Genomic DNA, 22686 nt, shown 5'->3' on the forward strand with positions numbered 1-22686 from the left:
CACGACGGGACCTCGTCACATACCAGATGTTTCCAACTAAGAAATATTCGAATAAGCTCACTACAGGATCCGAAGCGATGGTGAAAAACGATCGCCGGCCACACTTGTCTTAACCGGGTGCATGAGGCAAGCTGGCGCAATGAACAATCAATCAACTCAATACTCGTTGGAAAATCCGAACCGCATGCGCGCCAGCCAGAAAAAAACGGCTTGTCATGCAGCCTCCTTGGCCAGCAAGCATGCCAGGTCGTCGTCCTGATGCGAACATTCCGCTACGGCACTTCTGAAAGCCAGGTCGGCGATCTCTACCTCCCCGCACTGGGCATGCCGGCAGTCGTCTGCCTCCTGCACGGCGGTTTCTGGCGCATGCCGTACGGGCGCGAAGAGATGGCAGCCATCGCGGCCGATCTTGCTTCGCGCGGCTTTGCCGTGTGGAATATCGAATACCGCCGCATTGGCAGCCCGGGCGGCGGTTGGCCCGGTACGCTGGAAGACATTGCGGCGGCCATCGATCACCTGGCCGCATTCGCCACTGGCGAGGCCGGCCTGGATCTTCGCCGCGTTGCCGTCGTCGGGCATTCGGCTGGCGGCCACCTGGCGCTGTGCGCCGCCGCTCCAAGAGCAGAGGCCGATGCAAGGTTTGCGCCACGCAAAGTCGTCCCCACGGCAGTTGCCGGGTTGGCAGCCGTGCTTGACCTGCACGCCACGTTCACCCTCAACGCTGGAAACAATGCGGTCAGCGCGCTGCTCGGGGGATCCCCAAGCCAGCACCCTATCCCTTACGCGAAAGCATCGCCACTCGCCCTGGTCCCTCTGCATGTGCGACAGTTGATTCTCCATGGAACGGAAGACGACGCATTGCCAGTCGAACACTCTCGTGCGTATGTGAAAGCCGCTCGCGACGCGGGTGACAGCGTCGACTATGTCGAACTACCCGGCATGGGCCACATGGAATACCTCGATCCCGCAAGCGAAGCGCACGATACGCTATGCAAGTGGCTCGATATCGTGCTCGCTACTCAAGACGCCTGAAGCAGACCTGACCCAGCCGCTCCTTGCGGCGCAAGGCCGCATCCACGGCTGCGGCTTTAACAACGCCAGTATTCCCTTCTCGTCTGCCTGCGACTAGGTCGACAAGAAACTGTTCTGAGCGCCAACGGCGAGCTCAGCGACGCCGTGGCCCTGTCCGGCGCCACACCGGCATGCGCTCGATGCAAGCAGCCTGGCCACCATGAGTGACGCCGAGGTGGAATGTTTTGCAACGCCCGGCCCTGACAGGCGCGCGCAGAAATCACTCGGTCCAACCCGTCAACATCCCTGGCACTGCCCGAAGAATCGCCCGGCAGAAGCGGCTATGTGCCCGCCAGCTTGCCTCGCGAGAAAGCCCTCTGTTGTAAGAAAGCCCCTGCTTGCGCTTGCTTAACCTTAATCAACAGGCCGCGTGTCGGACAATCTTACACTGGACTACTAAGTTGACTATTGGAAACAAATTCCCGCCAAACCCCGCGGGCTTTCCGCCCGGCATAACCGGCGGCCATTCCGCAGGACCAGGACATGTATCCGACAACCAAATATCCTCGACGCGGCCTACTCGCCGCCGCACTGGCCAGCATGGCCAACATCGCCGTGGCCGGCGCCGACCAGCCGCAAGACCTGAACGCTTTGCCGATCGAGCAATTGCTCAACCTGGAAATCATCACCGCCTCCAAGTTCGCGCAAAAGATCAGCGAAGCGCCTTCGTCGGTGTCGGTCATCACGGAGGAGGATATCCGCCGCTTCGGCTACCGCTCGCTGGCCGACATCCTGCGCAGCGTGCGCGGCGTCTACGTGACGGACGACCGCAACTACAGCTACGTCGGCACGCGCGGCTCCGGCCGCCCCGGCGACTTCAACACGCGCCTGCTGATCCTGGTCGACGGCCGCCGCCTCAACGACATGGTGTACGACCAGGGCGCCGCCGGCAACGAATTCCCCATCGACATCAGCCTGGTCGAGCGGGTCGAATTCGTCCCCGGTCCGGGTTCGGCCATGTATGGCAGCAGCGCGTTTTTCGGCGTGGTCAACGTCATCACCAAGACCGGCGCCGCGTTCCAGGGCAGCACCGCCAGCGCCAGCGCCGCCAGCAGCGCCACGCGCCAGGCGCGCCTGGCCAGTGGTTTTGCGCGCGCCAGCGGCGTCGACCTGCTGCTGGGCGCCTCCTGGCTGGAGCGCAAGGGCAGCGACCAGTATTTCCCCGAATACGACGATGCCGCCCATAATTTCGGCCTCGCCCGCAACCTCGACCATGACAGCTACAAGCGCGCGTTCGCCAAGCTGTCATGGGGAAGCTTCGCGGCCAGCGCCTACTTTGGCCGGCGCACCAGGGGCATCCCAACCGCCTCCTACGGCCAGCAATTCAACGATCCACGCAGCCGCACCACCGACGAGTACGCTTCCGCCAGCGCCTCCTGGCAGGCGGCGCTGAGTCCGACCCTGGAAGTGCACGCCGGCGCCAACCTGCGAAGGTACCGCTACCAGGGCACCTATATCTACGTGCCCGACAGCGCAACGGTGAATATCGACGAGGCCGACAGCCGCACCCTGTCCACCGAATTGCGCCTGCTGAGCACGGCATTCCGGCACCACAAGATCATTGCCGGCGCCGAATACGCCAGCGACACCAAACGCATGATGAGCAACTACGACCTGGCTCCGTATGCTTCCCTCCTGTTCAGCGACCGCCCGAAAAAACGCGCCGGCGTGTACCTGCAGGACGAGTTGCGGCTGGGCGAACGGGTGATCCTCAATGCCGGCCTGCGCCACGACCACGATGCCGAAGGCGGCGGCGCCAGCAATCCGCGCGTGGCCCTGATCGTCAAGGCGGCCGCGCACAGCACCCTCAAGGCGCTGTACGGCACCGCCTTCCGCTCGCCCAACTCCTACGAGCGCTACTACGCCACCAGCACCGGCTTCAAACTCAATCCCGCGCTCAAGCCGGAGCGCATCAAAACCTACGAACTGATCGGGGAGTATTTTCCGACTGAAAATTTCAGGGCCAGCGCCTCGCTATTCCATTACCGCTTCACCGACCTGATTGCCTTGAGTACCGATCAGCTCGACTGCCGGCTGGTGCAGTCGAACATCGACTCGGCCCGTTCCAACGGCGCCGAGTTCGAGGCGGAATGGCTGCGCGATGACGGCGCGTCGCTGAAAACCAGCGTCAGCCTGCAATACGCGAAAAATGGCGCCAGCGGCGAATGGCTGAGCAACTCGCCGCGCCAGTTGTTCAAGCTGAACTATGCCAAGCCGCTCTGGCGCGATACCCTGCACAGCGCGCTCGAATACCAGTTCACCAGCCGCCGCCGCACGGCGGCGGGCGGCCACGTCGGCGGATTCGGCCTGGTCAACGTCACCTTCCTTGGGCACGCCATGGGCAAACGGCTGGAACTGTCCGCCAGCGTCTACAACCTGCTCGACAAGCACTACGCCGATTCCGCCAGCGAAGAGCACTACGATAGCAGCAGCCCGGCGCGCTATCTGAACGCCATCGGCCAGGATGGGCGCGCCTGGCGCATCCAGGCCAGCTACACCTTCTGATATGCGCCTGCGCCCCGCTTCCATGCATGCCGCGTGGCTGGCCGCCAGCGCGCGCCAACGGCGTTGCTGCGCCCTCGCGCTGGCCTTGCTGCTGCCCGCCGCCACCCGCGCCCAGGCCCCGGCGGCGGAGTACGCGGCGAAAGCGGCATTCATCTACAACATCGCCTTGTTCAGCACCTTTCCGAATGCGCAAGCCGGCCTGGTCAGGCTATGCATCCTCGGCCGCGACCCGTTCGGCAAACTGCTCGCCGGCCTGGAGGGCAAGCCGCTCGGCGAAGCGAAGATGACGATCGCCTACCCGCACTCCGGCCGCGACGCGCTCAAGCAATGCCAGATCGTGTTCATCAGCGCCTCCGAAAGCGACACCGTGGCCCTGCTGGCGCAGTCGGCGCGCCAGGAAGGCGTGCTGACGGTGTCCGATGCGAAAGGCGCGGCGCGCAGCGGAATCATGGTCGAACTGGACGTCGAGGACAAGCGCATCGCCTTCGAGTTCAATGCCGAGGCGGCGCGCGCCGCCAATATCGCGCTCAGTTCCAAAGTGCTGCGCCTCGCGCGCATGGTGTATTGAACCCACGAAACGGACCCATCATGAAACGCCCCTGGCCTCGCCGCCGCAGCCGCAAACAAACCCTGAGCACCAAGCTCAAATGGGCAAACCTGGTCACCAGCGGGACTGTCATCCTGCTCTCGACCCTGTTCCTGCTCGGGATCCAGACCTATTTTTTCACCTCGGCACTGGTACGCCAGACCCAGGCGCAAGCGGCCATGGGCAGCGAAAACATGTCGGCCGCCATGGTCTTTGGCGACCAGCACGCGGCCAACGATATCCTGGCCGCCCTGCGCGTGGTGTCCGACGTGCAGTCGGCCGTGGTCTACGACAATGCCAACGGCCGCTTCGCCAGCTACCTGCGCGACGCCGGGGCGGCCCCGGTCGCGCTGCGCCACGCCAGCGGCCCCGGCTACGCCTTGTCGTACCGCCACGTCACCGTGGTCGAGCCGCTGATCGTCCAGCGCCAGCGCCTGGGCACCCTGATCGTCCAAAGTTCGCTGGACAATGTGTACCGCCAGCTGGCGCTCTACCTGGCGCTGACCATTCCGGTCATGCTCGCGGTGCTGGCCATCGCCCATCTGGTGCTGTCGCGCCTGCAGCGTTTCATTACCAGTCCCCTGCGCGCGCTGTCGGACGCGAGCGCGCAAATCTCGCGCCTGGGCGACTACTCGATCCGGGCCGAGGTCAGCACCCTGGCCGATATCGGCATGCTCTCGAGCGCCTTCAACACCATGCTCGACCGCATCCAGAAGCGCGAAAGCGAACTGGAAGCCGAGATTGCCGAGCGCAAGCGGGTCGAGGTCAAGCTCGACCGCCTGGCCCACTTCGACAACGTGACCCAGCTGCACAACCGCCACTTCTTCAACGACCGGCTCGAAGCGGTGATCGCGCGCGCGCAGCGCTGCCAGGAGCGGGCCGTGGTGATGTTCATCGACCTCGACAATTTCAAGGCGGTCAACGATACGCTGGGGCACGATATCGGCGATGAGCTGCTGCGCCTGGTCTCGCGCAGCCTGAGCGACACACTGCGCCCCGGCGACGCCATTGCCCGCATCGGCGGCGACGAATTCGCCATCATCCTGGAAAACGTGCACCAGATCGGCGACGCCGCGATGGTCGCCGAGAAGTGCCTGCAGCGCATTGCCCAGCCGGTCGCCATCGCGGGCCACGAGATCCACATCAGCGCCAGCATCGGCCTGAGCGTGTTTCCGGACCATGCATCGAGCATGCACGAGTTGCTCAAATACGCCGACAGCGCCATGTACTACGCGAAAAACAGCGGCAAGAATGCCTACCGCCTGTTCACGCACAGCATGCAGGAAGATGCGCGCAAGCGCTTCACGCTCGACAACAACCTGCGGCGGGCGCTTGAACGCAAGGAATTCGTGCTGCACTACCAGCCCCAGATCGACTTGCGCAGCGGCGCCGTCTGCGGCGCCGAGGCCCTGATCCGCTGGATCCATCCGGAACTTGGCTTGATCAGCCCGGCGGATTTCATTCCCGTGGCCGAAGATACCGGGATGATCGTGGCGATCGGCGAATGGGTGCTGCGCGAAGCCTGCCACGAACTGCGCAAATGGCATGACGATGGCCACCGGGTACGGATGTCGATCAACCTGTCGGGACGCCAGCTGAGCGAGGAAGGGCTGGTCGCCTCGGTGCTGGCGATCGTCGACGACAGCGGGATTGATGCGCGCTGGCTGGAACTGGAACTGACCGAAAGCATGCTGATGGATGCCTCGGCCAGCGTCATCGACAAACTGCATACGCTCAAGCGCGCCGGCATCGCGCTGGCCATCGACGATTTCGGGACCGGCTATTCCTCCATGAGCTACCTCAAGACGTTTCCGGTGAGCGCGCTGAAGATCGACCGCAGCTTCGTGCGCGACCTGCCGCACAACGCCGAAGATGCCGCCATCACCAAGGCCATCATCGCCATTGCCCGCAGCTTGAAAATGGAAACGGTGGCCGAGGGCATTGAAACGCCGGAACAAGGCGAATTCTTGCGCGCAAACGGGTGCGACAAGGCACAGGGCTATTACTACGGCAAGCCGCTGGCGGCGGCGCAGATGCGCGCCTTGCTCGCGTGCCGCGAGCCGGTGGCCGAACCGGCCCTGCCCTGCGGCGCCTGAAAGCCGGGACGGCCGTGCCTGCCGCACCGTGCCGTGCTGTGCTGTGCTGTCCAACAGCGTCATCCATGCAACGGCGAGCTCCCGCAAAAATGGCATGCCTCTATATAAATTGCATATATGTGTATGTAGAATTTAGCTGATAGCATCCGATTCTTTTCATTTAAATAACAAAGGCAAGCCCTTGTCGTGGGCTACGTGCCAACTATCCGGAGCTACACCAGCCATGACCGAATTCCCCGTTTCCGACGCGTCGATCCGCCTGTTTCCCGCACGGCGCATGGGCGCCCTGGTCGCCTCGCTTGCCCTTCCTTTGTCGCTGATGGCCAATCCCGCCAGCGCCGCCAATTGCAACGCCGCCGTGTACAACGGCGGTTTGTATAACGTGGTCAACGCCGCGTCCGGCAAAGTGCTCGACGTCGTCGCCGGCTCGACCCAGCGCGCGGCCGAAGTCCAGCAGTGGGGTTCCGCCAACAGCGCCAACCAGCAATTCTATCTGCGCGACGCCGGCAACGGTTACTGGACCATGCAAGCCAAGCACAGCGGCCTGCTGCTCGACATGCTGAACCTGTCCGCCAACGACGGCGCCCGCATCATCCAATGGAACGCCACCGGCGCCCAGAACCAGCAATGGCTGCTGAAAAAGTCGACCGGCGGCGGCTACAACGTCGTCGCCCGTCACTCGGGCAAGTCGCTCACCGTGGCCGACAACAACAGCGGCTCGCGGGTCTACCAGGCGCTTGATACCGCCGGCGGCCTGCAGCGCTGGTTCTTCAACCCGACCAACGGTGCCTGCGGCGGCCCGGCACCGGACGGCTTCGCGGCCCAGTCCGGCGCTGACGGCTTGAGCACCACCACCGGCGGCGGCAACACCGCGCCCGTCACCGTGACTTCGTGCGGCGCCCTGTCCAGCGCCCTGAGCTCGACATCGCCCGCAGTGATCCAGATTCCGGCCGGCACCACCATCGATTGCCGCACCGCCGTGCGTTCGGAAAGCACCTGCGCGGTCGCCTGCCCGACTTACCAGGACCCGGGCAAGAGTACCTACCGCGTTCCGGTCGGCACCCAGACCTGCAAGGAACTCGGCTCGACCAACGAAACGCGCTATATGCGCCCGCGCGATGAAAGCGCTATCTGGGTTGGTTCCAACAAAACCCTGGTCGGTCTGAACAAGGATGCGCGCATCATCGGTGCCTCGCTGATCGTGCGCGACGCCAAGAACGTCATCATCCGCAACCTGTCCATCGAAAACATCAACCCCGGCCTGGTCGAAGCGGGCGACGGCATCACCATCACCAAGTCGAGCCATGTCTGGGTCGACCATGTGCGCTTCAACCTGATCAGCGACGGCCACATCGACATCCAGGACAGCAAGAACGTGACCCTGAGCTGGAACCGCTTTGACGGCAGCAACGCGGCCGTCTGCGGCAACCAGCACCACTACACCAACGCCTTGAGCAACTCGCAGGTCAGCTTGCACCATAATTTCTGGAACAAGACCTCCGGCCGCAATCCGAAGCTGCTGGGCGCGGCATCGCGCACCCACCTGTACAACAACTACTGGCTCGACGTGCCCTACTTCGCCATCGGCGCCAGCGATCACGCCCAAGTGAAGGTGGAAGGAAACTTCTTTGCAAACACGGCCAGGCCGCACTGGAACGAAGACAATGCGCTGATCGATGCCAGCATTGGCTCGAACCGCTACACCGGCAAGTCGGAAAACGATGTGGAGAAGGATAGCGGCGCCAGGGTGTTTGGCGACACCCTGCTGTTCCCGTACAAGCTGGACAACGTCGACAAGCTGCCGGCCGCACTGAGCAGCGGCAGCGGCGCCCGCTGATCCCCAGCCCGGCTGGCGTGGCCGGGCTGCGCGTGATACCGTTGCCGCTGTTGCCGGCAACGGCGTCCCGAAGGCCCTGACATGCGCCAGCATTCACCGTACATACCTTCCGACAAGCACGACCTGGCGGCCGTGCAAGCTGCCATGGCGGCCGGCTGGCCCGCCATCGCCCCGGTCGTGCCTGATTTGCTGGTATGGATGCAGGACCCCAACTGGCCGCTGGCGCGCACGCTCGCGCCATTGCTCTCCAGCCTGGGCGCACCGCTCGCGCCCGCCATCAGGCAGATTCTCGATGGCGACGACGCCATCTGGAAACACAACCTGATTTTCCGCGTGGTGGCGCCCTCACCCACCTTGCTGCAAGCGCTGGCCGCCGACCTGCACCGGCTCGCCACCCATCCGAGCGCCTCGGACCGCGCCGAGGAAGTCGACATCGAAGCGCGCGCAGCCCTGCTCCTCCTGTAGCGCCGCCAACGCCGGTGCGCCATGCGCGCGGCCGGCATCCCAGATTGCACGTGACAGGAGCCGCCGCGCCCGTCATACTTCTTTCCGAACCAATCAGATTGCCCGTGCAGCAGCCGTATTTACCGAACCAGACACAAACACTCCTCTGCGCGGGAAGGCATTTTCCCAACATAAAGCAGACGCAACAATGACGACGAACTGGTCACTTTTTCACAAATACGCCGGCACCAAGCCACGACAGTTTGTCGAGGTGCGCGACCTCGGCACGGCGGTCTGGCACGCCACCGGCATGACCGAAACCTGGGGCACCGACACCCTTGAACAACTGGCCAGCCCGGCCGCCGCCCAGGCGCGCTACGCGGCCCTGTGCGCCGACGCCGTGGCGGCCGGCTTCACGCTCGCGCGCCAGGCCGCTATCGACCTGAACCGGCTCGATGGCGACCTGCTGGCCAGCGAAATCCGCGACGGCGCGCGCAATGCCTTCAACGCCATGCGCGCAGCCCATCCGGACCAGACGCTCAACGCCTTCGCCCTGGTCAGCGACGACAGCGCCATGACCATCATCCCGCTCGCCAACAGTGTGCAGGCGCTGAGCGAGGACGGCGGCGGCGACGATATCCTGTGGAATCCATCGGAATGGTCGTTCTTCGAGGAAGGCGCCTGGCTGGACATCGCCTACCGCATGATCCTGCCGTATCACCGCGACATCCCCAACGAAGTCGACATCGACGCCCTGCGCGACTGGGTGTTCGGCGCCTGCGCGGCGGCGCTGCGCCAGCTGGCCGACGAGGGCCTGTTCGGCAGCGCCGCCGAGCGCGACGAGGTGGCGCTGCTGTTCCACGTGACCGACGGCGACGGCGACGACGACGTCATCGAAGAACTCAGCACGCCGGCATCGTTCAAGCGTTACGCCGCCTGGCGCGCCACCTGGAACCAGTGAAGGCGGTCTAAGCCCTGATACGCGCCAGCACCTGGCGCCACAGCAGCTGCGGCGCAGGCGTATGGCGCCACCTGATGCCAGTAGCGTCCCCAGCCCAGTCAGTCACTCTTCCGCAGCTGCGTTTCACTTCGTTCACTGTGGTGAGGCTGCGGCGGGACGTTCACCCGAAGGAGCGCCCATGCTGGGCGCACTAACAAAAACGGCCCGCAGACGCGGGCCGTTTTTGTTAGATGGGGAGGAGAATATTGCGGGACAAACCCAGACCAAATAAACCCAAACCCCTTTGATCGATCGTTACTTTAGCAGTATCCATCAAGACCCGCTTGGTTATACATGCGTATCAAGAATAGAGCAGGCCTGCAAGCTACGGATGGGTACATAACCCCACGAGTCCACACAAGTATTGCCCCGACCTCGGCTTTGACTTGCCATCATCAATCGCTGATGACTTATTGAGGGAAGAGATCTCGTACTCGAGAAAAGGGAGCGCCAGTCTCGGCGGCTCTCCTTACTTTGCGGTCCAGGACGTGGTTGAGCGGAATTTCCCGATGCATCGTGTCGTGGAGGTCGAGTCCATCCATGCAGATTACCCGCTTTCCTCGGCCAAAGGCTACAATCCCGTCCTCGGTGAATCCACTGTTGCTGATGAATAATCCACGCGTCCAAGCGGCCTTCTGCTCAAGCTTGCCGTGGAACGTGTGCAGATCGGCGACACCAGTTTGTTCTCCCTGCCACTTCGCTTCAAACAGGTAGGTTTCATTCAAGAGCTGAAAGCTTCCATCGATCTGTTCGCCCCGCAGGCGAAACGGCTCGCGGGCTTCCAGTCCGTAGGCGTTGAAAATATCGCAAAGCAGTTTTTCGAAAGCGTAGCCTCGCGCTTGGGGCGCGAGCTGGTGGAGCGCAAGCAGGTCGGCCTTGAGCTGGATGAGCCGCGGTCGGTCGAATGCCGGCGCGGGCGCCTGACCAGCAGGCTTAGCGGACTCGGGGTTTCCCTCCAACCGATTGATCAGGGCCAGCAGCCGCCCTTCGGCGTTCTCCACTGTCTCAGCCTGTTGATCACGAGCGCGCACTGCCTCGCGATACTCCCACAGGGCATTGAGCGCGCGGACGACGGTGGGGATGTCGACACTCTGCAGGAAGCAGCGAAGGCGCTTGCCCTTAGATCTGCCGTTCACCGCATAAGCGAGATCGTCAATATCGCAGTTGAGCTCCTCGGTGAAAAACTGCGACATGGTCCGGTCGGAGAAATTGAGGACATACCCGCCGCTCATGGCGAACACATCGTCAAGGAAAAGCATGTCAATCGAACGAATGTTTGGCATGTCCCCACTCTCCTCATTTCTTCTAATAGACGCCTGCCGCTAGCATCCTCATTTCCGCCGATCGATCACTCCTCGAATGCCCGGTGACGTATCGGACATGGTCAACCCAGCGTTTTGTCGCCGAGCAAGTACCATGAACGAGGTGTTCGTAGCGTCCAACGTTTAGGATCTATTCGTCAAGCTCAATGTCATCGAAACGAGACACCTGTGCAGGGCCTAGTCGGACCCGCACCGTCACGCGGCGATTCACCACCGGTCCAATCACATCGTCGAACGCCTCGGCTAGACCTGAAATATGATGCGAAGTTCCATCAACCGAAACCTCGATCCAGTCCTTGTCGAGGTTGATAGCGCAAAGAATACCATGCAGCGCAACCTCCGTCACGCCAACCTCGGGCACGGCCAGGGTCACCATCAACTTCAGCGTCGCATTGATCACCTTGCGATTTTCGGGCTGCAACGCGAGGGGATTGTTGTCCGCCGCCGATCTAATTTCCAGCCGGTCAAAGCTCTTGCCAGGAGGAGCCAAGTTGTGCGTGAGCTTTAGAAACGTGGATGGATATCCCTGGTCAGGCACCAGCAGTGAAAGCTGGGCTGGATCACTCGACACGGCTGCTCGCAGGACGGCAAGAAAACGCTCAGCGATAGAGCTTGGATCGACAGTCGCCTTGAACATGTCTGGCTGTGTCGGCTCCTGAATTGCGACGCTAAATTGGTAGCTTCCCGGCAGCGCGTGGAATATCCACGGGCGACAAGCATCCTGCAACTCCCGAGCGGGACCGCCCCGCCCCGCAGCCTGAGCGGCATGCCGTTCGATCACCAATTTTCGCCGACCATCATCGATTTAAACTATTATTGCTTTTAAATAAACAACAACCGCAAAAACGAATACTGGACAGGGACCGAGATGGACGACGTGGAATACGACATCAACAAGCGATCTGACAAGACGTACGTGAGCAAGAGTCTCCCCTCCTTCCACGACAAAGCCGTCAAGGTTCGGATTGCGAGCAAGGCCTTCGACAAGGCGGCCGAGCCAGCATTCGCACTGGTAAAGGGCGAACTCGTCTTGCGCCAGAAAGAAGGAGGAAAGCATATCGTCAAAGCCACATTCTTTGAAGACGACCGAAGGATATCGGTCCTCAATTTGCAGACTTACACCGCAGAGACAGGGTCGCCGCACAAGGCTAGCTTCGCCTTGATCGGCGACGAGATCGGACGCTTCATCGAATTCGCGAAGCACATCCAAGAAATCGCATTCCATCACGAGGGCGCGGTGAACATCACCGACGAGGAACTTCGCAAATACATCGTCTCCGAACGCCAAGCGACCGCCCTCCTGATCGAAAACCCCGAGGTCTTGGCCGAGGTGCTTCGGACGAAAATAACCAAGGAAGACATCGTCGCGATCGGCTATCGGCGCGAGCAACTGGACGCCTACGCGCGACTGCTCAATGAGCCCGACTACTTCGCCAAAGCCAAGGATTCGAAGAAGTGCGGGGACGAAGCGCTTTGGCAAAAATTCTTCGAGAAAAACACCTGGTTTTTCGGATACGGCCTCGGCTACCTGTTCCTTTCGTCCCTGAATGACAAGAAGCTCGAAAACGTGGTCCAAGGACACTCAGTTGCGTCCCGTGGCAAGCGGGTCGACGCGCTCATGAAGACTCGGGGACTCATCGCGAGCCTGTGCTTCATCGAAATCAAAACGCACGCCACGAAGCTGCTCGCGGACAAACCATATCGCGTCGGCTGCTGGGCGCCTTCCGAAGAGCTTGTCGGCGCGGTGGCCCAGGTCCAAGGGACTGTCCACGGCGCGGTGGGCCAGATAGGCGCCAAGTTCGTCGGGCAAGACAAGGACGGAGCGCCGACGGGCGAAGAGGCGTTCAACTACCAGCCGAGATCATTCTTGGTGATCGGCAGCCTGTCGGAATTCATGGGGCCGAACGGCGTTAACGCGGATCAATATCGCTCCTTCGAGCTCTATCGGCGCAACACGGCATGGCCGGAGATCATCACGTTCGACGAACTCTACGAGCGGGCAAATTACATCGTCAACCACAATGGCAGCGCAAAGCCAGCGGTCGCGGGAGCGAAAGGGTAGTGAACGGGGGACCGTGCATGCTGCAAATCATAAAGAAATTGCGGAGTCCACACTGGGCACGGCTCATCTATTTCCACGATCTAACGATGGATAGGTGTCATAATCCGCATGAAAATCGAAATTAGGGCGAACGGGATAGATCAAGAAGGCTTGATGTCAGCGGTTTTGTAAAAGCGCGCCAATTTGGCCTTTGCATGCGCCTTCCCGCGACCACTTGCATTCGACCTATACGAATTTTGATTTTCTCTACATGTCCCGCAGCGGGTGTATCTGTGGACCGGTGGCCGGACGCTCTGATCGTCGCATTATCGTCTAATTATTCACCCGTACCGTCGAAGTGCAACTCGGCATCGAAGTCGTAGGCGGCCACGCCCACCGGGTCGCTGACGACCACCAGCTTGTTTTCTAGCCGTGCAATGCTGACCATCCGCTGCCTTGAAAGAGGAATTACCGCACCAGCACCCGGCCGGTCACGCTGGCGCTGCGCGCGCCCGGAACGGCCGGATCGTCGTCGAAGCGGCAGGATTGCACGTAGTCGACCGCGTCGGCCACCAGCGCGTCCGGCTCGCTGCCGGTCTCGGCAGCAATGCGCCACGGCACGCCGTCCGCGCCCACCATCAAGCGCAACAGCACCCCGCTGGCGCTGGTCGGCGCCGCATCGAACGGGACAAAGCGCGCAAAGCGCGGCGAATCCCGGCAACTGCCGGCGCGCAGCAGCGGCGTGACGCCACCCTCGCCGTCGAGCTTCCAGTTGAACTGCATCGGATACGGTCCGGTGCGCTGCGCCGCGTCCAGGCCGGGCTTGAAGCGGCAGGCGGCAATTCCGGCCAGCGCGGCATCGTCGAGCATTTTCCAGCCGCTCGTGCGCAGCAGAAGCGGCTGCACCACAGCGCCATCCGGCCCGATCGCAAACGACAGCGTGGTGCTGCCCTGCAAGTCGTACAGCAGCGCCTCGCGCGGCCAGGCCGGTGGCGGGCAGGCACCTGCCCCGGCCAGCAGATGGCTGGGAAACGCCGGCGTGGCCGTGGCGGCCGGCGTGGCGTGCTTGTCCGGCACCTGCGCCACCGACGCCGCTGCCGCGGCGATGCACACGCCGATGACTAATTTTCTGTTCAAATCATTCCACCCGATAAGCTGTGACGGGGCGCTAGCGACCTTGGTACACTTCCAGCGTCAACAACGAGACCGCAACGATAGGCGCATGCGCCGATGGCACGCACACGGCGCCCGGCGGCGTGCCCGCGCCCGGAATACAACGTGGCCGCTCACCAACAAACAGCGCTGCAATTTTCACCTATTTGCCATCGTTGCATCGTTTCTTCGGTACAATAAATACATCCCACAGTAAATTTAACACGGCATAACGCATGGCGGTACTAAAATCAGCGGCAACCCGGCAGCGCAAAGAGGCCAGCGCTTGCTAGACGGCCGCCTGTCCCTGACCACGCCCGAGGGCGTGAGCCTGCAATTGACGCCTGCCGGCCCCTACCTGCGCGCGGTCGCCTGGCTGGTCGATTTCCTGCTGTGGGCCGCCGCCTGCTTTCTGCTGCGCCTCGCCATGCCCAGCGGCAAACTCGGCCAGGGCATCTTCCTGCTGCTGCTGTTCGTGAGCTACTGGGGCTATCCGATCATCAGCGAAGTCTATTTCAACGGCCGCACGCTGGGCAAGCGCGCCCTCGGCCTGGAAGTGGTGCGCAGCGACGGCCTGCCGGTCGGCTGGCGCGAATCGACCCTGCGCAACCTGATGCTGGTGGCCGACTTCCTGCCGGTCATGTACGCAACCGGGCTGGTGTGCATGATGTTCGACCTGCGCTTTCGCCGCCTGGGCGACATCGTTGCCGGCACCCAGGTCATTTATTACGAAAAAGCCGCGCCGCGCCCCACGCCCTTGCTGGCCCATCCGCTGCCGCTGCCCTTCCCGCTCAGTCCCGACCAGCAGCGCACCCTGGTCGACCTGTTCGAGCGCGAATCGAAGTTGCCGATCGACCGCATGGCCGAACTGGGCAGCATCGCCGAAGCCTTGACCGGCACCCGCGGCATCGAGTCGGTCGAGCGCATGCGCTCTTATGTGGCGGGCCTGACCAAATGAAGCAAATCCAGTTTGAAGCCGACAACGCCGCGCTCTGGACCGAGATCGGCGCCATCCTCGACGACAGCGGCCACGACCAGCGTGCGCTGCCAGCCCTGTACCGCCGCCTGTGCCAGTGCCTGGCGCTGTGCAGCCAGCGCGGCTATTCGCCGGCCCTGACCGATCATCTGCAGAAAATGGTCGGCGCCTGCCACCGCCGCCTGTACGGCACGGTCGTCGAGCGCCCCACCACCCTGATGCGCTGGATGCTGGTCGACTTTCCCTGCCGCGTGCGCGCCGAATGGCGCTTGCTGCTGATCACCTGCCTGGCGTTTTTCGGCGTGGCCCTCGCGGTCGGCCTGCTGGTCTGGTACCAGCCGCAGTGGGCGTACAGCTTCGCCTCGGCCCATCAGCTCCAGGAGTACAGCGACATGTACCAGCCGGGCCGCATCCACGTCGGACGCGGCGGCAGCCAGGGCGACCTGATGATGTTCGGCTTCTACATCTGGAACAATGTCTCGATCGGCTTTCGCAGCTTTGCCGGCGGCATCTTCGGCGGCATCCCGGCCTTGATCAGCCTGGGCCTGAACGGCATGCACATGGGCGTGATCGGCGCCTGGCTGAGCCGCGACCCGGCCACCGTCCACCAGTTCTGGTCGTTCGTGATCACCCACTCCAGCCTGGAAATTACCGGGCTGCTGCTGTGCGCCATGTCCGGCATCCGGCTCGGCCTGACCCTGATCCACCCGGGCCGGCGCACCCGTGCGCACGCGCTCTTCGCCACCAGCCAGAGCATGTTCCCGGTGATCGTCGGCGGTAGCCTGATGACCATGTTCGCCGCCTTCTTTGAAGCGTTCTGGTCCGGCTCGGGCGCGATTCCGATCCAGGTCAAGTACAGCGTCGGCGGCGTCTGCTGGGCGCTGGTGATCGGATTTTTCCTGTTCGCCGGCCGCGGCAAGCAATAAGGGCCGCCATGCAAATCGACAAACTGCAGATCGAACTGCGCCCGCGCACCAATGCCCAGGCGCTCGACCTCGGGTTCAGCCTGCTCCATTCGCACGCCGGCGCCGCCTACATGGCCTTCCTGGCGCTGTGGCTGCCGCTGGTCGCCGTGTGCGCCGCGCTGACCGTGTGGCGGCCCGACCTGGCCTGGGCCTGGCTGATCCTGGCCTGGTGGTTCAAGCCCCTGCTCGAACGCGCGCCCCTGTACGTGCTCTCGCGCCAGGTGTTCGGCACCGCCGTCACCTGGCAGGAAGCGGTACGCGCCTGGCCGGGCCAGCTCGGCGGCGGCTGGTTCCGCCTGATCACCTGGGGCCGCCTGATCAGCGCCGGACGCGGCTTTTGGCAACCGGTCTGGCAGCTCGAAGGCGCCCGCGGCTCGGTCGCCAGTGCGCGCCGCAGCGCGCTCGGCAAGAACGGGACCGCCTCCTCGGCGGCCTGGTTCGGCGTCGTCTGCGCCCACCTGGAAGTGGTGCTGCAACTGGGCGCCCTGGGCTTCATCGGCATTTTTGCCACCGACGGCAAGATCGGCAATCCCTTTTTCCTGTTTACCAGCCTGACCGGCGACGGCGTCAATGTGCTGACGGAATTGCTCACCCTGGGCGCCTTCGCCCTGTCCACCGCGCTGATGGCGCCGGTCTACACGGCCTGCTGCTTTACCCTGTACCTGAACCGCCGCGCCAGCATGGAAGCCTGGGATCTGGAAATCAAGCTGCGCCAGATCAAGCGCCCGCCAGCGCTGCGCGCGCGCGCCGCCGCGCCCACGTCGGTGCTGCTGGCGCTGGCCGGCGCCGGCATGCTGCTGGCGCTGGCCGGCGTGCCCGCCCCGGTCAGTGCGGCACCGGCCACGCCGCTCAGTGCGGCACCGGCCGCGCCGGCCCCGGCCCAGGCGAAATGCGCACCGCCCAAGGGCATGGACTTGCCCGAACGCGGTCCGCTGCAAGCGCCCGAGCAGGCGCGCATCCGCCAGCAGCTCGACCAGTTATATGCCGAGCCCGACCTGCGCGGCTACGAATGCGTGGAAAGCTGGGAGTTCAAGAAGCGCGCCATCAAGGAAAGGAAGAAGGAGGTACGCACCCGTTCCTCGTTCGACATGAACCTGATCGCCGCCATTCTCAAGGTGCTGTTCATCGCGCTCGCCATCGGCCTGGTGGCCTGGGTGCTATACCGCTACCGCCACCATTTCCCCTCCTTCGAGCGGGCCGCCAAGGCGCGCGTGGCCACCGAAATCGGCGGCCTGAATATCCGCGCCGAATCGCTGCCGCCCGACGTGACGACCCAGGTGCGCGCCCTGTGGAGCCACGGCGAACAGCGCGCCGCCCTGGCCCTGCTGTACCGCGCCACCCTGTCGCGCCTGGTCACCGAAGATGCGCTGGCCCTGCGCCAGGGTAATACCGAAGGCGACTGCCTGCGCCTGGCGCGCCAGGCCGCGCAGCACCAGCAGCTCTCGCCCGGGCGCCTGGAAGTGGCCATCAACGCCACCTCCCTGTGGCTGGGCGGCGCCTACGCCGCGCGCTGGCCCGCCGATGACGCCCTGCTGGCCTGCTGCGCCGCATGGGATGCGCAGTTCGGCGCACTGCGGGAGACGGCGGCATGAACGACAACCTGAAAAGCATCCTGTCCGTACTGGCCCTGGTGGCCCTGGGCGCCCTCGGCACCTGGTGCTGGTACGACCAGATGGAACTGCGCTGGGAATCACGTTATTACAGGTCCGAGGCGGCCATGAAAGACCGCATGCTGGCCGCCACGCTCCTGCTGCGCCGCAACGGCCAGGTCGTCAACGGGGTCGGCTCGCTCGGCGAACTGGTGTTGCCGAAAGTCGCGGGCGGCACCATGATCCTCAGCGGCGCCTCGGGTACGGCACTGCCGGGCCAGGCCCAGGAAATACTCGACTGGGTTCGGCGCGGCAACACCCTGATTGCCGAACCGCGCTCGCTGACCACTGCCGAAGAAGCCGCGCTCGCCGCGCTGGAACCGGCCAGCGAAGAAGAAGACGAGGAGGAGGAAGCCGAGGCCAAGCCAGCTTCCGCCAGCGCCCAGGACAAGGACGAGAGCAAGGCCAACGAGGATGACGAGGACGAGGACGACGAAGACGAAGACGAAGACGAAGAACCCACGCGGGCCGTCCGTTCACCGTTCACCGCCGTGGCCGAAGGCGACCCGCTCACCGACCGCTTCGGCGCGCGCGGGCGGCGCGACGCCAAGGCGTGCAAATGCCGCACCCGGCCGGCCGACGAAGACAAGGACAAGCCGGAAGCGATCGCCGCCGCCCGGCGCGAACGCGACAAAACCGTCAGCCACGTGATCCTGCCGGGCAAGACCCATGCGCTCGAACTCGACGGCAGCTCGCGCGAACTGGTCAGCCTGCCCAAGGCCGTCGCCCCGCTCTGGAGCGATGACGATGGCGGCGCCGTGCGCGTCTACCGCGAAGGCAAGGGCCAGGTGGTCTTGCTGGCCACCGATTACTTCGACAACGGCAGCCTGGACGAGCGCGACCACGCCGAGCTGCTGCTGGCCCTGGCCGAGCTGGCGCCGGGCCGCCACGTCACCATCGTGCGCAACCTCAACGTGCTGCCCTGGTACAAGGCGCTGTGGCGCAATTACAGCCTGTTCCTGGTCAGCCTGGCGGTCGGCGTGGCACTGATGTTCTGGGCCGCGGTGCGCCGTTTCGGCCCGATCGTGCCCGCGCCCAAGGCCGAACGGCGCTCGTTGATCGAACACATCGACGCCAGCGGGGCCTGGCTGTGGAAGGCCGAGGGCGGGCGCCAGCTGCTGCTGGAAGCCGCGCGCGACGATACCCTGGCCCTGATCCGGCGCCGCGCCCCGGCCCTGTTCCGCATGCCGGAAAACCAGCTGTGGGCCACCCTGGCGCGCGACTGCGCACTGCCCGAGGCCGACGTCAGCGAAGCGCTGCAGCAAGACGCCGCCAGCCATGTCACCCGATTCACCCGTCAGATCCGCACTCTTCAAGAACTGAGAAATCACTATGAACGATAACACCGCCACCAGCGCCGCCCCCGCCATCACGGCCGAACGCCTGAGCCAGGCGATCGGCATTGTCCAGCGCATGCGCGAGGAAATCCGCAGCGCCGTGATCGGCCAGCAGGCCGTGGTCGACCAGGTGCTGGCCTGCTGCCTCGCGGGCGGCCACGTGCTGATCGAAGGCGTGCCGGGGCTGGGCAAGACCTTGCTGGTCAAGGCCCTGGCCAAGACCTTCGCCGGCGACTTTTCGCGCATCCAGTTCACGCCCGACCTGATGCCGGCCGACGTCATGGGCCACGCCGTCTACGACATGAAGAGCCAGTCGTTCAGCGTGCGCCGCGGCCCGGTGTTCGCGCACCTGCTGCTGGCCGACGAGATCAACCGCGCCCCGGCCAAGACCCAGTCCTCGCTGCTCGAAGTGATGCAGGAGCGCCAGGTCACGATCGAAGGCGAATCGCACCACCTGGCGCCGCCGTTCATGGTGCTGGCCACCCAGAATCCGCTGGAAAACGAAGGCACCTACCCGCTCCCGGAAGCGCAGCTGGACCGCTTCCTGATCAAGGTGCGCATCGATTATCCGAGCGTCGACGAGGAAGAACAGATGCTGCGCATGGTCACCCGCGACCGCGTCGGCGACGGCCTGGAAGTGAGCCAGGTGGCGACCCTGGTCAAGCCCGACACCATCGTCGCGCTGCAACAGCTGGTGGCCCGCATCCGGGTCGACGACGCCGTTGCCGCCTACGCCGTGCGGCTGGTGCGCGCCACGCGCGACTGGCCCGGCATCGCGATCGGCGCCGGGCCGCGCGGCTGCATCGCGCTGGTGCGCATGGCGCGCGCCATGGCCCTCACCTCGGGGCGCGACTACGTGACCCCGGACGACATCAAGGCGGCCGCGCTGCCGGTGCTGCGCCACCGCATCGCCGTCTCTCCCGAAAGCGAACTCGATGGCCTGAGCAGCGACGAACTGCTGCTTGGCCTGATCGAAGAAGTCGCCGCTCCGCGTGGCTGACGTACTGACCCCGTCGCGCACCCTGCTGGCGGTGGCCGGCGGCTGGACCGTGCTTGGCCTGGCGGCCAGCCACGTCGAGGCGCTGCTGCCGCTGTGGCAGGGAGCGGGCCTGGCCGCGCTGGCGCTGGCCTGCGTCGACGCCTGGATTTCGCGCAAGGCGCCGCTGCTGCGCGTCGAGCGCGAACTGGCCGGCGTGTGGCCGGTCGGCACCTGGAACAAGGTCACGCTCAAGCTGCACAACGAGGGCGGCCGCCATGTCGCGCTCGACCTGTACGACGACTACCCCGCCACCTGGGCGATGGAAGGCCTGAGCCACCGCAGCCGGATCGCGCCGGGCGAGTACGCCGCCGTCAGCTACAGCCTGTGCGCCGACCAGCGCGGCCCGGCCAGCTTCGGGCCGGCCCACCTGCGCGTGCGCTCGCCGCTGCGCCTGTGGCAGCGCGTACACCGCATCGGCGCGCCGAGCAGCATCAAGGTGTTCCCCGATTACTCCAAGCTGCTCGGGCACACCCTGAGCGCGACCGACCGCCGCGCGCCGGCGGCCGGCGCCATCCGCAAGCGGCGCCGCGGCGAAGGCACCGACTTCCGCCAGCTGCGCGAATACCGCGACGGCGACAGCATGCGCTCGATCGACTGGAAAGCCACCGCGCGGCGCCAGAAGCCGATCACCCGCGAGTACCAGGAAGAACGCGACCAGCAAGTCGTGTTCCTGCTCGATACCGGACGCCGCATGCTGGCGCGCGACGACAGCACCACCCATTTCGACCACGCGCTCAACGCCGTGCTCACGCTCGGCTTCCTGGCGCAGAAACAGGGCGACGCGGTCGGCCTGATGACCTTCGGCGGCGATACCCGCTGGGTGGCGCCGCTCAAGGGCCGCAACGGGCTCGATCGCCTGCTCGGCGCGGTGTACGACGTGCAGCCGTCCGAAATGGCGCCCGACTATCTGCAAGCGGCCACCAACCTGCTCAACCGCCTGAGCAAGCGCGCTTTTGTCGTCATCATCACCAACCTGCGCGACGAGGACGACACCGCGCTGCGCTCGGCCTGCGAGCTGATGTCGAGCAAGCACCTGGTGATCTGCGCCAGCCTGCGCGAAAAAGTCATGGACGGCGCGCGCAGCACGGCGGTCGACAGCTTCCCCGGCGCGCTGCGCTACAGCGCCACGGTGCACTACCTGCAACAGCGGCGCGAGGCCATCCGGCGCCTGGGCATCCGCGCCGAGCGCCTGATCGACATCACGCCCGACCAGCTCAGCACGGCGCTGGTGAACCGCTACCTCGACATCAAGGAAAGCGGGCAGCTGTAAGGCCGCCCCGGATGCCGGAGCGTGGCGCCGGCTCAGTTGGGCGGCGCCGGCGCGGCCGGGGCTGGCGCTTCGGTATCGGCGCTGGCGTCAGCCGGCGCGTTGCCAGACGCAAAGGGGTCCCTGGTCTTCCCGGACCTGGCGGCCTCGCCATCGAAAATCCTATAGATCCACTTTTCTTCCAACGTCATCAGACTCGGCATCGACGCGGCAAAGGCGATCGGCAGTACCCAGGCGGCAATCACCAGCGTCCGCGTGTTCGGCGCCGGCGGCAAGCCGTACTTGTTCATCCACAGGTTAAAAAAGACGTTCACGAGCGGGGCCATGTGCAGCAGTCCGAACCAGCCGGACAGCTCCATATCATGAAGGCGGCGGCGCGTGAGGATGAACGTCGCGCCAGCGCGGGGATCAGCATCACCAGTCAGAACAAGTTCATCATGGGGCTGAACGCCGTCACGAGCAAGACAATCAGGGCGGTAATCAAGAGCAAGATCGCGATCCACAGAAACATGGAATAGGCCAGATAACGCACTGCGCTCCTCAGCGCCAGGCTTCAATCGCAGCCTCATATCTGTCACCATCCGGATCGTTACCGATCCGGATGTGACAAGAAAAATCTGGCGATTACTTAGCGCGTTTGGCCGAACATGGGCGCGACCGCGCGCACGATCTTGCGGGCATTCGCATGCTGGCCGCTCAGCGTGGTAAACACAAATGATGGTCAGCTTCTGATCCTGGTAGCGCATGAAGTCGGTAACGTATCCGGGCATGCCGCCGCAGTGGTACACCCAGCGCTTCCCGTTCTCATGGGGGCCTCTTCATGGTTGCAGCTGCGAATTGGATCCCAGCTCATGAATCTTACGTCCAGTTGGACGCGGAACAGTCAATAAACGATATCGGCACGACGGTTGCGCGCCCAGGCAGTCTCGTTGCTCCCCGTTGCCTGCGGCTTGACCTCGCCCAGCGAAACGGCTTCCATTTGGCTTTCGGCAACGCCAAGAACAGCCAAAGACTTGCGCACCGCTTCGGCGCGCTTTTGTCCGAGCGCCAGATTGTATTCGGTACCGCCGCGCTCGTCGGTATTCCCCTGGATAATAATCTTGCGGCTCTTGTTCTTGTTCAGGAAGCTTGCGTGGCTTTCTACCACACGGTGGCCGTCGTTACGCACAGTGTAGCTGTCATAGTCAAAATACACGCTCCGTTTGGCCAATGCGCCGCCAGTATCGGTCAGCGGGTCGACCGAACCGGCTTGAACCGGCAGCACATCGCGTCCGTTGGCAGGACGGGCGACTGGCGCGGCCGACGCAAGAGGCCGGTCGGTGACCGGCGTGTCATGCAATGTGACCGGCGAACTGCACGCCGACAGCATCGCTGTCGCGAGAATGAATACGAGGGGCCT

Annotated in this window: 19 protein-coding genes; 14 read left to right on the forward strand and 5 right to left on the reverse strand. The window is 64.2% G+C overall.

Annotated elements, in window-relative coordinates; all coding sequences use genetic code 11:
- Positions 1 to 117: 117 nt before the first annotated feature.
- The 7 genes from PO883_RS07885 to PO883_RS07915 all read left to right on the forward strand — a co-directional run bounded on the left by PO883_RS07885 (position 118) and on the right by PO883_RS07915 (position 9500).
- Entirely contained in the window at positions 118 to 1032 is a 915-nt protein-coding gene (locus tag PO883_RS07885; RefSeq protein WP_289309257.1) for an alpha/beta hydrolase, read from the forward strand.
- A 522-nt stretch (positions 1033 to 1554) separates the two neighbouring features.
- Complete coding sequence (locus PO883_RS07890) at positions 1555 to 3576, forward strand: TonB-dependent siderophore receptor (protein ID WP_289309258.1); 2022 nt, start codon at positions 1555 to 1557, stop codon at positions 3574 to 3576.
- Position 3577: 1 nt separating this feature from the next.
- A complete protein-coding gene (locus tag PO883_RS07895) occupies positions 3578 to 4144 on the forward strand; it encodes a YfiR family protein (protein WP_289309259.1) in 567 nt (188 codons plus the stop codon).
- A 20-nt stretch (positions 4145 to 4164) separates the two neighbouring features.
- A complete protein-coding gene (locus PO883_RS07900) occupies positions 4165 to 6258 on the forward strand; it encodes a bifunctional diguanylate cyclase/phosphodiesterase (protein ID WP_289309260.1) in 2094 nt (697 codons plus the stop codon).
- Between the two features lie 223 nt (positions 6259 to 6481).
- Positions 6482 to 8095, forward strand: coding sequence for an RICIN domain-containing protein (locus PO883_RS07905; protein ID WP_289309261.1), 1614 nt, complete (start codon positions 6482 to 6484; stop codon positions 8093 to 8095).
- An 81-nt stretch (positions 8096 to 8176) separates the two neighbouring features.
- Positions 8177 to 8560: a DUF5071 domain-containing protein gene (locus tag PO883_RS07910; protein ID WP_289309262.1), complete on the forward strand. Its 384-nt coding sequence runs from the start codon at positions 8177 to 8179 to the stop codon at positions 8558 to 8560.
- A gap of 187 nt (positions 8561 to 8747) precedes the next feature.
- Entirely contained in the window at positions 8748 to 9500 is a 753-nt protein-coding gene (locus tag PO883_RS07915) for a DUF4303 domain-containing protein (RefSeq protein ID WP_289309263.1), read from the forward strand.
- Positions 9501 to 9949: 449 nt separating this feature from the next.
- On the opposite strand, the gene PO883_RS07920 is transcribed toward PO883_RS07915, so the two are convergent.
- Together PO883_RS07920 and PO883_RS07925 are read right to left on the reverse strand one after the other, a co-directional pair.
- Positions 9950 to 10822 carry a restriction endonuclease gene (locus PO883_RS07920; protein ID WP_289309264.1) on the reverse strand — a complete coding sequence of 291 codons (873 nt, stop codon included), beginning with the start codon at positions 10820 to 10822 and terminating at the stop codon, positions 9950 to 9952.
- A gap of 169 nt (positions 10823 to 10991) precedes the next feature.
- Entirely contained in the window at positions 10992 to 11498 is a 507-nt protein-coding gene (locus PO883_RS07925) for a hypothetical protein (RefSeq protein ID WP_289309265.1), read from the reverse strand.
- Positions 11499 to 11729: 231 nt separating this feature from the next.
- Here PO883_RS07925 and PO883_RS07930 point away from each other — a divergent pair, with 231 nt between their 5' ends.
- Positions 11730 to 12923, forward strand: coding sequence for a Shedu immune nuclease family protein (locus PO883_RS07930; RefSeq protein WP_289309266.1), 1194 nt, complete (start codon positions 11730 to 11732; stop codon positions 12921 to 12923).
- Between the two features lie 447 nt (positions 12924 to 13370).
- Here PO883_RS07930 and PO883_RS07935 read toward each other — a convergent pair whose 3' ends face one another.
- Positions 13371 to 14039 carry an energy transducer TonB gene (locus PO883_RS07935; RefSeq protein WP_289309267.1) on the reverse strand — a complete coding sequence of 223 codons (669 nt, stop codon included), beginning with the start codon at positions 14037 to 14039 and terminating at the stop codon, positions 13371 to 13373.
- Positions 14040 to 14340: 301 nt separating this feature from the next.
- Between PO883_RS07935 and PO883_RS07940 the strand changes: the two genes are divergently transcribed.
- Genes PO883_RS07940 through PO883_RS07965 form a run of 6 tightly spaced genes read left to right on the forward strand, consistent with a single transcriptional unit; the run spans position 14341 to position 21290 of the window.
- On the forward strand, positions 14341 to 15012 hold the full coding sequence (locus PO883_RS07940; RefSeq protein ID WP_289309268.1) for an RDD family protein: 672 nt from the start codon (positions 14341 to 14343) through the stop codon (positions 15010 to 15012).
- Entirely contained in the window at positions 15009 to 15956 is a 948-nt protein-coding gene (locus PO883_RS07945; RefSeq protein WP_289309269.1) for a stage II sporulation protein M, read from the forward strand. The genes PO883_RS07940 and PO883_RS07945 overlap by 4 nt, the downstream gene beginning before the upstream one ends.
- 8 nt (positions 15957 to 15964) lie before the next feature.
- Positions 15965 to 17587, forward strand: a complete 1623-nt coding sequence (locus tag PO883_RS07950) for a hypothetical protein (RefSeq protein WP_289309270.1) — start codon at positions 15965 to 15967, stop codon at positions 17585 to 17587.
- Positions 17584 to 18987: a DUF4350 domain-containing protein gene (locus PO883_RS07955; RefSeq protein WP_289309271.1), complete on the forward strand. Its 1404-nt coding sequence runs from the start codon at positions 17584 to 17586 to the stop codon at positions 18985 to 18987. The genes PO883_RS07950 and PO883_RS07955 overlap by 4 nt, the downstream gene beginning before the upstream one ends.
- A complete protein-coding gene (locus PO883_RS07960; protein ID WP_167085657.1) occupies positions 18977 to 19981 on the forward strand; it encodes a MoxR family ATPase in 1005 nt (334 codons plus the stop codon). Before PO883_RS07955 ends, PO883_RS07960 begins: the two co-directional genes overlap by 11 nt.
- Positions 19974 to 21290, forward strand: a complete 1317-nt coding sequence (locus PO883_RS07965; protein ID WP_289309272.1) for a DUF58 domain-containing protein — start codon at positions 19974 to 19976, stop codon at positions 21288 to 21290. The genes PO883_RS07960 and PO883_RS07965 overlap by 8 nt, the downstream gene beginning before the upstream one ends.
- Positions 21291 to 21322: 32 nt before the next feature.
- Here the strand turns inward: PO883_RS07965 and PO883_RS07970 are convergent, their stop codons facing one another.
- Together PO883_RS07970 and pal are read right to left on the reverse strand one after the other, a co-directional pair.
- Complete coding sequence (locus PO883_RS07970) at positions 21323 to 21856, reverse strand: DUF805 domain-containing protein (protein WP_289309273.1); 534 nt, start codon at positions 21854 to 21856, stop codon at positions 21323 to 21325.
- Between the two features lie 314 nt (positions 21857 to 22170).
- A complete protein-coding gene (gene pal, locus PO883_RS07975; RefSeq protein WP_289309329.1) occupies positions 22171 to 22656 on the reverse strand; it encodes a peptidoglycan-associated lipoprotein Pal in 486 nt (161 codons plus the stop codon).
- Positions 22657 to 22686: the final 30 nt, after the last annotated feature.

The organism is Massilia sp. DJPM01, from assembly GCF_030348125.1.
GTDB classification, from domain to species: Bacteria; Pseudomonadota; Gammaproteobacteria; order Burkholderiales; family Burkholderiaceae_D; genus Telluria_A; species Telluria_A frigida.